This window comes from Halonotius roseus, assembly GCF_006861655.1.
GTDB lineage: Archaea > Halobacteriota > Halobacteria > Halobacteriales > Haloferacaceae > Halonotius > Halonotius roseus.
This window is the reverse complement of record NZ_SESI01000001.1, coordinates 887,388-900,699: the sequence shown is the minus strand read 5'-3', so window position 1 is coordinate 900,699 and position 13,312 is coordinate 887,388. Positions and strand designations below refer to the sequence as shown.

The following is a 13,312-nucleotide window of genomic DNA, read 5'->3' as shown; positions in this document are numbered from 1 at the left end:
GTTTATGTTTTCGACTTTTTCCAATAAGAACACAACATATATTTGACTGATGTGGCAAAGCAAGTAAAGAGATCAATCTACACATCTTTCACAGCGCGATCGACACACTTTGAGACAGATCCCAACTGTTTCGCTATTTTTCGGCACGTGAGAGAATATTTCAATCCTCTCAAAATTGTAATTTTGGCTAGATTTGGTGAAGAAAAGGTTATCTGGCCCGGTAGCTAATGAGTACAATATGGTAACTGACCCGCCACCGACTGAAAACAAACTTGGCCTGACACGACGGACGATGCTGAAGCTAACCAGTGTTTCGGCTCTCGGAACGGGATCAGTTGCTGGCTGTCTGGACAGTGCCGGGGCAGTCCCGCCGGGAGTCGGTTACGGTGGCGTTTCGCAGCAGCTCAGCAGTTCGGCATCCTTCTCGGTCATCGGCCCTGGAGACGGACTTGTCGCCCACTGGCCGCTTGACGGAACCAGCGAGACAGTCTCTGACGTTGCCGGCGGAAACAACGGCACGGTTCGGGGAACTCCTCAGCAGGGCGTTGCTGGCGTCTACGATTCGACAGCCTACGCGTTCGGATCCACCCCCGATGACTACGTCGAAGTCGTCGACGCAACCGCGCTTGCTCCCGACGAACTCACATTCGGCGGCTGGTTCCGTACCGACAGCGGCGCGAACGCACAGACACTCCTCCAGAAGGCCGATGGACGCTTCGGCGTGGAGGGGTATGCCGTCGAGGTTCAGACGCCCAACAGCCTGCGGGCCCACCTCGCCGTCGACAGCGGCCGGGCCAGTGTCAACCCGTGGGGTGTTACCACCCATGACAGCGAGTGGCACCACCTCGTCTGTACGTGGGACGGGAGTTCCTTCGTCATGTACCTCGACGGCGCGGAAGTCGGCCGCGACGACTCACAGTCCGGGGCAGTCGTCCCCAGCGATCGGCCGCTGTACATCGGTCGCGGTGACAACGGCTACACCAGCTACTACGCGATGAATGGTGCGATCGATGACGTTCGCGTCTACAACCGGGGCCTCAGTGCTGACGAGGTCAGCGCGCTGTACGAGGGTACCACGACAACGGAGCCCGCACCTGAGCCGGAACCGGAGCCTGATCCGGAAGAGGAGCCGGACACAGCACCGGAGCCAACACCTGAGCCCGACCCCGAGCCGACACCAACGCCGACCGATCCGGCTTCCCAGCCCGCACCGGCGGCTCGCTGGGCGTTCGCCGAGACGGGCGGTGTCACGATCTCCGACAGTGCTGGCTCGGTCGACGGCTTTGTCCGTGGCTCACCGGTGCTCGATACCGACGGCGTCTTCGAAAGCTCCGGTATCTCGTTTGGAACCGGCCCCGACGACTACGTCGAGATGCCCGACGCCGCCTCGCTGCGACCTGCGGCGGCACTGACGTTCGGCGGCTGGTTCCGCACCGACAGCGGGGCGAGCGGACAGACGCTCGTCCAGAAGGCCGACGCCCGCTTCGGCTCCGAGGGGTACGCCGCTGAGATACAGACCGCGAACAGCCTCCGGGCTCACCTCGCCGTCGAGAGCGGACAGGCGTCCGTGAACCCGTGGGGCGTCCCCACGCAGGACGGTCAGTGGCACCACCTCGTCTGTACGTGGGACGGGAGTTCCTTCGTCATGTACCTCGACGGCGCGGAAGTCGGCCGCGACGACTCACAGTCGGGCGACGTGGTTCACAGCGCGCGCTCGCTGTACGTCGGTCGCGGCGACAATGGCTACACCAGCTACTACGCGATGGACGGGTCAGTTGACGACGTTCGCGTGTACAACACGGCACTCACCGAAACACAGATCGCCGCCATAGTTGACGGCACGACGAGCGACGAACCGACGCCAACCGATCCCGAGCCACCGACCGTTCCAAACGATGAGTTTGGCGAGAACGGGTTCGGAAGCTACGGCTACGGTGGCGTCGATGGGAGCGAACAATGACAGATAATCACCAATACGAAACCCCTGCTGCAGGAACCCTTGACTGGGATGAACCGCTGAACCGCAACTTTGAACGCATCGACACGGACGTGGAAATACGCGACACCGACGCCAGTCGGGCGAACTACGTCGCCAAAGCCGGCGCGAAGTTCCTCGCGACCGACACCGGGAACGTGTATCTCGGCGACGGCGGCTCTTGGAGCCAGCTGGGAACGATTGGCTTGAGTGCTGCCGGGGGCGATAGTGGCGTCCTCACACTGCTGTTGGAGGGCTTTGTTGTCGCCGTCGGGAAGAACAACACGGGGCTCCAGTCGGTCGACCCGACAGGAACCGACACACCGATTCAGGACGCCCTTGACATCGTGGCGGCCGCTGGCGGCGGCGAGGTTCGCCTCCCGGCGGGCGTGATTGAGGAAACCGGGCCGATCCGCCCCTACGAGGAGACTCAGATCCTCGGGCTGGGCGTCGAACTCTCAAAGATCTCGATCACCGACCGGAGTGCCGACGGGATCCTGTTCGACCGCGACTCCGGGGTCAGTCGGGTCAAACTCGACGGCTTCGCGCTGAACGGCCCGGCCGGCACCGGATCGACCGGGGTTGCGATCCACCACACGAACAAGGATACCCAAGATCTGCTGGTCGGCCGGCTGCTGTTCTGGGGATGGAACAACTCGGTGTATCGCGTCGACGAGGGGGTCGGCCCGTTCCAGTGCCGCCACGAACAGCTTACCATCTATGAGTGTGATGCTGGCGACCAGGACGGACTGTTCGAGTTCCGGTCGTGGTACGGCCCGGCCAACTGGTTTGGCACCATTGCGGCCTACCCAAGCGCGAACGTCAGCGGCAAGAACACAACCGTGTTCTTCTCGCGCGGCGGCACCCAGACCGTCGACTACCTCACGATGGGCGGGTCAGCGGGGGTCGCCATCGACCAGACGTGGGACAGCCTCATCGAGTTCGGCAACGTCCACTGGGAACCCACCTCAAACCCGACGAACCCGCCGGCGATCGTCCGCCTGCGCGGTCACGGGACGGCCATCATCGACACGGTCAAACACGTCACCGGTGTCGCCGACTACGTCTACGAGCTGGGATACGACAGCTACAACGCTCGCGGCCCGGGCCGGAAGATCCTCGGCCCGTACATCGAACTGGGCGCGGCCGCCGATATCACCACCAACATCGTGAATCTCGCGTACCCGGTCGATCCCGCCGAACCATCGCTGTATCAGGGGTCGCCCGATGATGTGACGGTCACCCACAGCCAGGGATCGACCGGTGGCTTCCGCGCGCTCGGGACAGCCGGAACCGGGTTCTAATCTCATTTTGGCACTTTTGAGGAGAGAACTAAATAGAGTCGTCTCACAGAGATAGATATCCTGTATGAGTGATCCCCCCCGATCGACCCAGCTACTCGCACACGCTCGCCATCGAATCGATCCGGTAGCGGGGGCTCTCCGTCGGCGGCTTGCCAGATCGACGCTTATTGAGCGCACCGCCTGGCACACCGGCGAGTGGCTCCATATGCGAACACCGACCAACCGTCACCAGCCCGAGGCAGTCGACATGCGCGGTCGGTACGACGACGAGACGGTACCATCCTACCCTGTCGCAGCCGACAGCCCGCCGTCGGAGTTCGAGCCGGTCGGCGACATTAATCCCGTGTTGACGGCTGCGGATGTGAGCGATTTCGGCCGCACCGACTGCGTCGCCGATCCGTTTCTGTTTGTAACTGAAAGCGGACAGTGGCACCTCTTTTTCGAGGTCTACACCCACAACCGCGAGCCGACGGCGGCCATCGCCCACGCCGAGAGCGATGACGGCTATGACTGGAGCTATGATCAGGTCGTACTCGAAACCGACGAACACCTCTCGTATCCCTACGTCTTCCGGTGGCAGGGTGACCACTACATGATCCCCGACCGCTGGGCCAAGGAACTGGGCCCGGCTCCGGTGACGCTGTATCGGGCCGATTCGTTTCCACATTCCTGGAGTCCGGTCGCCGATCTCGTCGCGCCCGCGACGCCACAGCACGATTTCAGTGCCTTCCGCTGGGAGGGTCGCTGGTGGGGGATCCTCGGCAACGGAACGGATCTCTACGCCTACTACAGCGACGATCTCGAATCGGCGGACTGGACGCCACACGAGGCGAACCCGGTTGTCGAAAATCGCTCACAAGCCGCCCGTCCTGGAGGCCGGCCCCTCGTCTTCGATGACCATATCCTCGCATTTTATCAGGATTGTGCGACCCGCTACGGCAACCAGGTTCACGCCTACAAGATTACCGAGTTGACCCCATCGACGTACGAGGATCGCCCGCGGGCTGCGTTACCCGCAGTGGCTCCACCGGGCGGCCTGGGCTGGAACTCGGGGGCGATGCACCAGGTCGATCCATGGTTTGACGGCGAGGGGTGGCACTGCGCGGTCGATGGGAACCTCGGAGTGGGGTACCAGCTGTTGGGCGAACACCACTGGGCCATCGGTATCTATCGCGCCTAAAAGCAAATTCGGTCGTAACCGGTCTTAGGGAAGATCTTGTGAAACCGGATCCGGCGCGGCCAGCCCCTCCAAGAAGCCGATCCCGTAGTAGGTGTACTGCGCGGCGAGCATGATCGGGACGAGGAGTGCCGTCGGGCTCCGGCGGTCGCGGTAGACCTGTGCGGTTCCGTAGCCGCTGACGAGCAGGAACGCAGCCAACAACAGCGGGACATACCGGGCTTTTCGAGCAGCGAGATCGGCCAGCACGGCAAGCATCCCGCCGCCCAGTGCCAGCGACGGGAGCGCGGAGTACCACCGGATTACTTTCCCGTGTCGACGCTGGATACGGGCCATCGCGTAGCCATAGGAGCGGCTTTTCTTGCAGTAGGCACCGAAAGTCGACGAAAGGTGATGGGAGACCGCAATTGCCGGATCGAACACGAAGCGATAGCCAGCCTCCGACAGCCGGAAGTGAAACTCGGCGTCCTCGCCGACGTTGACCGCATCGTCGTAGCGGTGGGAGTCAAAGATCGCTGCGTCGTACATCACGTTGCATGCCGCGACCGAGCGAACCAGCCGCACCTCGCCGATCGCATACGACTGTGGTGAGCCGCCCGAGCCGAACACGGTTCCCTGAAGGCTACCGACCAGTTTACTGAACCACGGATCGGTTGGAAACGGCCGGTTTGGGCCGCCAACACCAGCGATAGTAACGTCGTCTTGACCTTCGATGTCGTCGTTTGGGCTCTCGATGCGCTCAACATGTGAGTCGAGCCACGTCGCGGGAACCGCACAGTCGGAATCGGTAAAGGCGATATACTCGCCGCTCGAAACGTCGATGCCGTGGTTCCGACAGGCACCGATGGTGCCGCCGTCGACGACGTGGAACGCCGCATCGTACTCTTCGACAATCGCTTCGGTGTCGTCGGTACTCCCGCCGTCAACGACGATCAGCTCGTAGCTGTCGGTGGGATACGTCTGTCGAGCGAGCGAGGACAGCGTTTCCTCGATGGTCTTTTCGGAGTTGTAGGTAACAACGACGACCGACACCAGTGGGTCGGATACATCGCGGGATGGCTGGTTCGGATCGTCGTCGGATGGCTGGTTCGACACGAGTGAACATTGTCTCGTTCGTGAATAACGGTATCGGTGGCCCTCAGCCCCGCCCCTGTCCTGCGGTGCCCATGACGCGAAGACTCCCGGTTCCCGACGAGCCGGTCACGTCGACATCCGCCACGCGGCCGAAATACCACGACGACCGGTCGGCGTCAAGCTGTCCGCTGACGTTGACCACGTTCCTGCGGACTGTCCCGCGCCCACCGGCAGGGCCGAACAGCACCGCATTGCCAGCCCCCTCACCGAGCTCATAGACGTACTGAACGGCCTCCGAGTCGACGAGGACGTCGTCGAATCGGGTCGCGCCGTTACGGCCGATCCGGACGAGAGACTGAGGGACAGTTCGTTGACCGACCGGCTCGTAGTGGAGTCGACCTACGTGGAGTCGCCCATTTTGGGTATCGACGAGCCGACCGGTCGTCGTCCCCGTCGTGATGTCGCCGATGGAGAGTTCGCCGCCGCGCTGGTAGAGCAGATCGCTGTTGGTTCCGCTCTGGGTGGCCGACGGGTAGGCGACGATGGTGCCAAACCAGTTGGCCGGTCCATAGGTCGACCGCCACTCAATGAGGGCTTCGGCGTCGCCGGCGTCGCAGTCATCCATCCGAAGGAAGTCGTGTCGACACTGGAACGGGCCGACCCCCTCGTCGACGCGGTAGACGGTGTTGTTCCACGCCCAGCAGTAGAGCCGACCGATGGTGAAATCGGCGGGATCGCTCACCGGGTCGGTGCCGTTATCGCGGAAATGGATCGCCACCCCTGACGCAGCGTCCGAGCCCGGCCCCCGAAGCTCAAACCCGTCGAGTTGGACGCGGTTGGCCCGCTGGCTCCGGTCGAACCGGATCCCATCGGTGTTCGGCTGGGTTATCTTGAGAACCGAGACGTTCATTCCGAAGCCGTAGATGCCGGTGTTGGGATGAGGGCGAACTGGCCCCCGATCACGGACGATCCCCGGTGGGAGATAGATGCGACCGCCGGCGTCGGCGATGGTGTCGAGGGCGTCCTGAACCGGGGTCTCGCTTTCTGTCGGGTTGATGACCGTGGTGTCGAGATCCCGCCCGATAGCGACGATGCGACCACGGGTTAGCGACTTGGCGGCACTAGCCGACATCCGCTCACCACCGAATCCCATACAGCCAGCGGTCGCGGAGGCCAACAGCACGGCAAGATACGAGCGGCGATTCATCGGGCCAATCACGGCTGCCACCTCCGACTGGGTTGGGGGTACACACGCGTCGCCGTAACCGTTCGACCAATATAAACTATCCTCCCCAACTTGGTCAACTCACTCGTCGACGTTCGTTTTCCGGCCGTCTCCCCCGGAAAGCATAACAATCACTCCAGTAGTATGGTAGGACGAACTTACCGTCACGACGATCCGTGTCGGCACCTCACTATGGTAGACGAACAGGTCTCGGAGACCGATTCACAAACGGAGACGGACGGCGATCCGACCTACCGCGTCCTTGGATGTGCAGCCGAACACCCAAACCACGTCTTTCAGGTTCGGACGCCGTTCAACCACCGCTCGTTCGACGCGCTCAACGCCACAGGGGTTGAACTCGATGTGGTCTCGCCCACACCGTTTGCTCCGCCGATCGGGCCGTATTCGGACTACCGACACGTCCCGAAAACCGAGCAGTGGGGCTCCTACCGGGTTCACTACCCTCGGTTCCTGTATATGTTGCCAAAGAAGTATTTTTACCATGTCTCGGGGAACTCGGCGCAAAAACGCGTCACGAGCTACGTCGAGCGTACCTTCGAGACGCCACACGATGTCGTCCAGACCTGCGGTCTCTATCTCGACGGGTATGCCTCGCTTACATACTGCCGCAAACACGACATTCCGCTGGTCGCACTCTCACACTCCGGGGATCTGAAGAACTTCAACCGGTTCAACGAGACGGTTCAACAACAGATCCGCGAGACCATCAAGTACAGTTCGGCGGTTCTGACGGTCAGCAACGAACTTGCGGCGGTCGCCCGACGCTTTGCGCCCGCGAGCAAGGTACGGACGCTCCCTATCGGCGAGGATCCCGAGAAGTATCCGACCGACCGCCGGGAGGCAATCCGGCGGGAACTCGGCGTCGACCCCGAGACGAAGCTGCTGTTGTTCATCGGTCGCTTCGAGAAAGAAAAGGGGGTGCGAGAACTGGCCGCCGCCCTTGAGGCCCTCGACCGCGACGATGTCGTCATCGCCGCGGTCGGCCACGGCGGTGCGTTGCGTTGGTGGTTTTTAAACCGACTTGGCGAACTCTCCCATCCCTCGCATGCCTACTGGGAACTCGACCCGATTGCGGTGCGTCGGCTCCATGTCGCCGCAGATCTACTCGTCCTCCCGAGCCACTTCGAGGCCCGCCCGACAGTCATCTACGAGGCGATGGCCGCCAAATCACCCGTTTTGGCATCGAATGTCGGCGGAATCCCGGAGATGATCGTCGACGGCGAGACCGGGGTGCTGACGCCGCCACACGACGCCGACCAACTGCGGGAGACACTGGACTATCTCCTCGACGATCCCGATCGGCTCCGGAGGATGGGCGCGGCTGGTCACCAGCGTCTCCTCGACAAGCAGTGGACGTGGCACCACCACGCCGAGCAACTCACCGAGATCCACCGCGAGGTTATGCATGACTGATGATTCATCGGCATCGATGACCGACGAGTCAGGGGTGTCGACGGGGGACGGCTCAGCGATGTCGGCGACCGGTGAGTCGACAGGGGATGGCTCAGCGATGTCGGCGACCGGTGAGTCGACAGGGGACGGCTCAGTGATATCGACGACTGGTGAGTCGCCGGGATCGACAACCGATGGGCCACGTGTCAGCGTCATCATCCCGACCTACAACCGAGACGAGATCCTTCCGCGCGCTGTCGACAGTGCCCTCGCACAGACCGTCGCCGACATCGAGGTGCTGGTTGTCGACGATGGCAGTAGCGACGGGACACAGGCGGTGGTCGAGGCCATCGAGGATTCCCGCGTCCGGTATCTTGCACACGACACCAATCGCGGTGTGAGCGCGGCTCGCAACACCGGGATCACGGCTGCCAGCGGCGAGTATGTCGCCTTTCTCGACTCCGACGATGAGTGGCTCCCACGAAAACTCGACCGGCAGCTTTCGGTGCTTGACAGCCGGGATGAGAGGTGGGTCGGTGCCTACTGTGATATCGCCTCAACCGGTCTCTCAATGGCTGGGCGGGTCGCCGCCGCCGTCTCGGAGACGCTGTTTCGCTCGTCAGCCCCCCGGGAGGGTGGCCGGGAGCTGGCCGAGGCACTGCTGTCGATGCAGGTGTTCATGGGCCCGGGATCGACGCTGTTGGTCGACCGCGATGTCGTTACGTCGACCGGCGGCTTCGACGAGGGGCTGTCGATCTACGAGGACTGGGATCTCGTGCTTCGGGTGTTATCGGTCGGCAACCTCGCCTACGTCGGCGAGCCGCTGGCGGTGACCCATTTCACCGGCGACGCCCCGGCAGAGGCCTACGTCGAGAACGACCGGCGGTATCTCGAACGGAACGCCGGGCTGGTCGATGATCTCGAACGCCGTGGGATTCCGGTTCGACAGGTTCACCGCATGGGGCTGGTCGGCCATTTCCTCTCGGAGGGCCGCTTTGCCGACGCAGCCGCGTTTCTCGACGCATCGATGATTCTCCGGCCGAAGAACGCCGCTCGGCTGGCATTCTGGTCGGTGCTTGGGCTGCGTGTGCTTGCCGGGGGGACACGATGACCGATCTTGACTACACCGGCGACGGCGGTGAGCCCTACAGAGTGCTGGGCTGCTGTATTCACCACCAGAGCCACGCGCTGCCGGTGCGGTCGCCGTTCAATCATCGGTCGTTCGACTCGTTGAACCGCACTGAGGCGGAGCTCGATCTCGTCGTACCGACGCCGTTTGCGCTGCCAGTCGGCCCCCACTCCGAGTATGCCAAAGTCCCCGAGACCGAACGGTGGGGGACGTACGTCGCCCACTATCCCCGCTTCCTGTATCTGCTGCCCAAACGCTATCTCTACCACCGCTCGGGGGATTCTCTCCAGAAGCGCGTGACGCCCTATATCGAGGACAACTTCGAGACGCCACACGACATCGTCCACGTCTCGGACATCTATCTCGACGGCTACGGGATGCTAGAGTACTGTCGTCGACACGATCTGCCGCTGGTCGTTAACAGCCACGCGGTCGACCTCCACAACTACGAGACGTTCAACGAGGGAGCCAAACGGCGGCTCCGCGAAACCATCGACTACGCCTCACGTATTCTGGTTGTCAGCGACGAACTCGCCAACGTCGCCCGGCGGTTTGCGCCCGACGAGAAGGTCGTCACGGTGCCCATCGGTGAGGATCCGACCAAGTTCCCGACCGACCAGCGCGAACAGATCCGCGCCGAACTCGGGATCGACCCCGAGACGAAGGTCGTGTTGTCGGTCGGGGCCTACACCAAAGAAAAGGGGATTCGGGAGTTGGTCAGCGCGGTAAGTGCACTCGACCGCGAGGACGTCCTGTTGGTCACGGTGGGCCACGAGGGTGACCTCCGGTGGTGGCTACTCGACCAGTTGGGAAAATCACCACACCCCGCCCGCTCGTTTTGGCAGCTTGACCCTGTTGCGCTTCGGCGCTGGCATATCGCCGCCGACGTGCTCGTCCATCCGAGCTGGCGCGAGGGCCGCCCAACGGTCATCTACGAGGCGATGGCCGCCAAAACGCCCGTAGTTGCCTCGAACGTCGGCGGGATCCCGGAGATGATCGTCGACGGCGAGACCGGGCTGCTCGTTCCGCCCCACGACGCCGACCGACTCCGGGAAGAACTCGACGCGCTCTTGGACGAACCCGACCGACTCCGTGCGATGGGCGCGGCTGGCCACCAGCGACTGCTGGATCAGCAGTGGACGTGGCAGCGTCACGCCCAGCGGCTCAACGAGATCCACCACAAGGTGATGGCCGAATGGTGAGCGACCCCGTCTCGGTCGTGATCCCGTACAGCCCGAAGTATACGCCCGAGTCGATGCTCGACGAGGCCAAACGCACAGTCGCCGACCAGACCGTACCGACCGAACTTGTCGTCGTCGACGATGTGGACACCGGGCCCGCCGACGCCCGGAACGCCGGGCTAGATCGGGCGTCAACCCGGTACGTGGCGTTTCTCGATGCCGACGATCTGTGGGAGCCAGACAAGCTCGACCGACAGCTCGACCGGATGGCCGAAACCGGTGCCGGGCTCTGTGTCCAGGGGTCGCCAATGAGCCTCGACGACTTTGTCTACGACGTATTCGTCGGCGATCTCTCAGAGGTTACGTCGGCCATCCTCGTCGACACCGACCGAGTCAGCGTTCGCTTCGAGACCGGCCTCGACAGAGGGGAGGATCTCCTGTATGTCCTCGAAGCTGCCACGGAAGCGGGGGTCTGTTGTTGTCCCGATCTCTTCTCACGCCGACACCACGACCAGAGCATGATGGCTACGGGGATGGCCGTCGACGAATACCGCGACCACGCCAAGCGGTTCGGCTATCTCGTCAGCCAGCGCGTTCCGGCGGCCCAGCCCTACCTGTCGATATATTACACTCAGCTGTACACGGATCTTGGTCGGGCCTGCCACACGGCTGGTGACTACGACAGAGCCGTCGCGTTCCTCTCGCGAGCGGTTCGCATCTCCCCGCACCCCGTCTCGCTGGCCGCGCTGCTCCGAAGCGTGATCTACAGAGCCGTCCCGTTCGTTCCGTAGAGACGCCTGAAGCCGTCCTCGCTCCGATACACAGTGACCGAGCCCGAGGTGTAGACCTTCGTCTGGGTCGCTTCGGCGGCTCTAAACCGTGCGTCTGAGACGGTGAAGCTGTTCAGTTCGCCGGTTCTGAGCCCCCGGCCGAGCGCGACGAGGTGGTCAGTCCACTGCTCACGAGCGACGAGATACGTCCCACCGGTGCGTAACCCCGATGGCCGGGCCTGTAAGGTGCGTGTCGCATTGAACCCGCTCGTTTCGAACGCCCGGTTGGTCACGCGATCAGTGGCGGCAGGGCCGTCGCCGTACCGCTGAAGGAACGTTGACGCCGCCCCGACCGACTCGAACTCCGAGTCGCTCATCGACACCTGCTGTCTGGGTTCGTCGATATACGTCTCTGTCAGATCGTCGGCCACCAACACGGTGAACGTCGTCGCGCCGCCCAGCGTGGCGATGACGACGAGTGCGACAATGGCGTACCGGCGGTCGACCGACAACACCCGTTTGAGGCCAACAGCCAGCGGAAACAGGACGACCAGCGTCACGACGAACTTCAGGCGCTCTATTTGTGGGATCGCTATCGGCAGCGGCAATAGGAGCACCGAGAGGCTGAGCCCGGTCACAGTGAGGGTAAACCCCTGCTGGTAGGATCGGAACTCGGCCAGCAGTTCGTAGGCCGCGACCAACAACAGCGCGCCCAACCCCGACGCATACAGTCCCGTCGGCGTCAGCAGCCACGCGACCGCGCGGTCGACGCTATCGACCGGCAGCGTTACCCCATATGTGAAGAGCTGTTGGGTTGGCATCGTCGCCACATCGAACAGCACGCCAGCGGTTAGTTCGACGATGCCAACGGTGATGAGGCTCGGTGAGTACGACCAGTAGGCGAGCAGGAACACCGCACCGATCACGCCGGGAAACAGCCACCGGTAGCGAAGCAGTCGACGACGAGCGGCCGACTGGCCGAACAGATATCGGCGGCCGAGTGCGATCGGGATGGCGACCGCAGCGACCACGGCAAAGAGGAGATAGGTGAGGTGGTGGGTGAACACCATCATCGCCACCAGCGCGATAACGAACACCGAGAGCCGGCGGAACGCCCGCTCGTCGGTCGCTTGCCGGAGTTGGCTGTTGATATAGAGGGCGATCAGCAGGAACACCGATGCCAGAGCTTGGGGGTAGAAGTACAGCGCGTGGTAGGAAAAAAACTCCAGGAGGGTGACCGAAAACGCGGCCAACAACCCCAATCGCTGCGAGCCGAAGACCGACCAGCCCAGCAGGTACGCGATGGGCACGACCAGCGTCAGCAGTCCGATCCCGGTCAAAACGAGCGCGTCGTATGTTGGCAGTCCGGTGGCGTGTTTGACCGCGCCGATAACAAAATGAAAGACCGGGTACAGATCGTAGCCGTGTGGGATCGCGGTCGTGTAGCGCGCCTCGATGAGCGCGTCGACGGCGGCGACGTGGGCGAAGGAATCGCTCCCGCCGAAATAAAATCCGGTGGTGACGTATTTGGCGAGTTGGGCGGCTCCGAACACTGCTGTCAGTTGTGTCAGTACCGCCGGAACCGATGGCTCAGTGCGGAGCTGGAAGGCAACCGCGAAGAGCCCGAGGGGGACAAGGACTGCCAGCGGGACGAGCCGCGAGTTCAACTCCGCCGCCGCGATGACGGCTCCAGCCGCGGCGACGAGGACGACTTTCGTTGCGAGGGACGGCGAGAGTTGGGAGGTGTCGGCGACGGTCTCGCTATCGCCTTCTGAGGCGACGAAGAGGGCAAGCGCGACGCTCGCCCCGATACCGGTGAACCCTGCCCGTATTACTGTGGGTCGGGGAAGCACACTAAACAGATCCAGAAACAGCAATCCAATCGCTGTCACGATACAGACGGCAGTTGGCAAAAACAGTGGATGACGACGACGAATGAGAGAGACCATCGGGAGACTCCAGTTGGCTCCCCTTTCGCTGGTGTCCTCAAAAGTGTTTGTAGGCGTGTACGCCTACCTTGGATAGCACGCTTATAACCACTCTCAGCACGGAAGTCCGTGATCG

Annotated in this window: 10 protein-coding genes; 7 read left to right on the top strand and 3 right to left on the bottom strand. The window is 62.7% G+C overall.

The genetic code is table 11. The annotated features are described in order from the left end of the window. Positions 1–238 precede the first annotated feature (238 nt). The 3 genes from EWF95_RS04770 to EWF95_RS04760 all read left to right on the top strand — a co-directional run bounded on the left by EWF95_RS04770 (position 239) and on the right by EWF95_RS04760 (position 4,459). Entirely contained in the window at positions 239–1,960 is a 1,722-nt protein-coding gene (locus tag EWF95_RS04770) for a LamG domain-containing protein (protein ID WP_142442899.1), read from the top strand. Further along, the gene (locus tag EWF95_RS04765; RefSeq protein ID WP_142442898.1) at positions 1,957–3,279 is read left to right on the top strand and encodes a hypothetical protein; all 1,323 of its coding nucleotides are present in this window, start codon (positions 1,957–1,959) and stop codon (positions 3,277–3,279) included. The genes EWF95_RS04770 and EWF95_RS04765 overlap by 4 nt, the downstream gene beginning before the upstream one ends. Positions 3,280–3,343: 64 nt before the next feature. Beyond that, positions 3,344–4,459 carry a glucosamine inositolphosphorylceramide transferase family protein gene (locus EWF95_RS04760; protein ID WP_246055629.1) on the top strand — a complete coding sequence of 372 codons (1,116 nt, stop codon included), beginning with the start codon at positions 3,344–3,346 and terminating at the stop codon, positions 4,457–4,459. Between the two features lie 24 nt (positions 4,460–4,483). On the opposite strand, the gene EWF95_RS04755 is transcribed toward EWF95_RS04760, so the two are convergent. Then, positions 4,484–5,551 (bottom strand): glycosyltransferase, encoded by a 1,068-nt coding sequence (locus EWF95_RS04755; protein ID WP_246055628.1) that lies wholly within the window; start codon positions 5,549–5,551, stop codon positions 4,484–4,486. A 43-nt stretch (positions 5,552–5,594) separates the two neighbouring features. Next, on the bottom strand, positions 5,595–6,737 hold the full coding sequence (locus EWF95_RS04750) for a hypothetical protein (protein ID WP_185911694.1): 1,143 nt from the start codon (positions 6,735–6,737) through the stop codon (positions 5,595–5,597). A gap of 210 nt (positions 6,738–6,947) precedes the next feature. Between EWF95_RS04750 and EWF95_RS04745 the strand changes: the two genes are divergently transcribed. From EWF95_RS04745 to EWF95_RS04730, 4 genes are read left to right on the top strand one after another with little or no spacing between them, the layout of a single operon-like run. Further along, complete coding sequence (locus EWF95_RS04745; protein WP_142442896.1) at positions 6,948–8,189, top strand: glycosyltransferase family 4 protein; 1,242 nt, start codon at positions 6,948–6,950, stop codon at positions 8,187–8,189. Then, positions 8,182–9,279, top strand: a complete 1,098-nt coding sequence (locus tag EWF95_RS04740) for a glycosyltransferase family 2 protein (protein WP_246055627.1) — start codon at positions 8,182–8,184, stop codon at positions 9,277–9,279. The genes EWF95_RS04745 and EWF95_RS04740 overlap by 8 nt, the downstream gene beginning before the upstream one ends. Next, entirely contained in the window at positions 9,276–10,499 is a 1,224-nt protein-coding gene (locus tag EWF95_RS04735) for a glycosyltransferase family 4 protein (protein ID WP_142442895.1), read from the top strand. Before EWF95_RS04740 ends, EWF95_RS04735 begins: the two co-directional genes overlap by 4 nt. Beyond that, complete coding sequence (locus EWF95_RS04730; protein WP_142442894.1) at positions 10,493–11,269, top strand: glycosyltransferase family 2 protein; 777 nt, start codon at positions 10,493–10,495, stop codon at positions 11,267–11,269. The genes EWF95_RS04735 and EWF95_RS04730 overlap by 7 nt, the downstream gene beginning before the upstream one ends. Here EWF95_RS04730 and EWF95_RS04725 read toward each other — a convergent pair. Beyond that, positions 11,242–13,197, bottom strand: a complete 1,956-nt coding sequence (locus tag EWF95_RS04725) for a hypothetical protein (RefSeq protein WP_246055626.1) — start codon at positions 13,195–13,197, stop codon at positions 11,242–11,244. The two genes, EWF95_RS04730 and EWF95_RS04725, sit on opposite strands and share 28 nt — an antisense overlap. Positions 13,198–13,312 lie beyond the last annotated feature (115 nt).

Coding starts and splice junctions, on each gene's coding strand:
- EWF95_RS04770 (WP_142442899.1), top strand. CDS start 239: ATGGTAACTGACCCGCCACCGACTGAAAACAAACTTGGCCTGACACGA.
- EWF95_RS04730 (WP_142442894.1), top strand. CDS start 10,493: ATGGTGAGCGACCCCGTCTCGGTCGTGATCCCGTACAGCCCGAAGTAT.
- EWF95_RS04765 (WP_142442898.1), top strand. CDS start 1,957: ATGACAGATAATCACCAATACGAAACCCCTGCTGCAGGAACCCTTGAC.
- EWF95_RS04725 (WP_246055626.1), bottom strand. CDS start 13,197: ATGGTCTCTCTCATTCGTCGTCGTCATCCACTGTTTTTGCCAACTGCC.
- EWF95_RS04735 (WP_142442895.1), top strand. CDS start 9,276: ATGACCGATCTTGACTACACCGGCGACGGCGGTGAGCCCTACAGAGTG.
- EWF95_RS04750 (WP_185911694.1), bottom strand. CDS start 6,737: ATGAATCGCCGCTCGTATCTTGCCGTGCTGTTGGCCTCCGCGACCGCT.
- EWF95_RS04745 (WP_142442896.1), top strand. CDS start 6,948: ATGGTAGACGAACAGGTCTCGGAGACCGATTCACAAACGGAGACGGAC.
- EWF95_RS04760 (WP_246055629.1), top strand. CDS start 3,344: ATGAGTGATCCCCCCCGATCGACCCAGCTACTCGCACACGCTCGCCAT.
- EWF95_RS04740 (WP_246055627.1), top strand. CDS start 8,182: ATGACTGATGATTCATCGGCATCGATGACCGACGAGTCAGGGGTGTCG.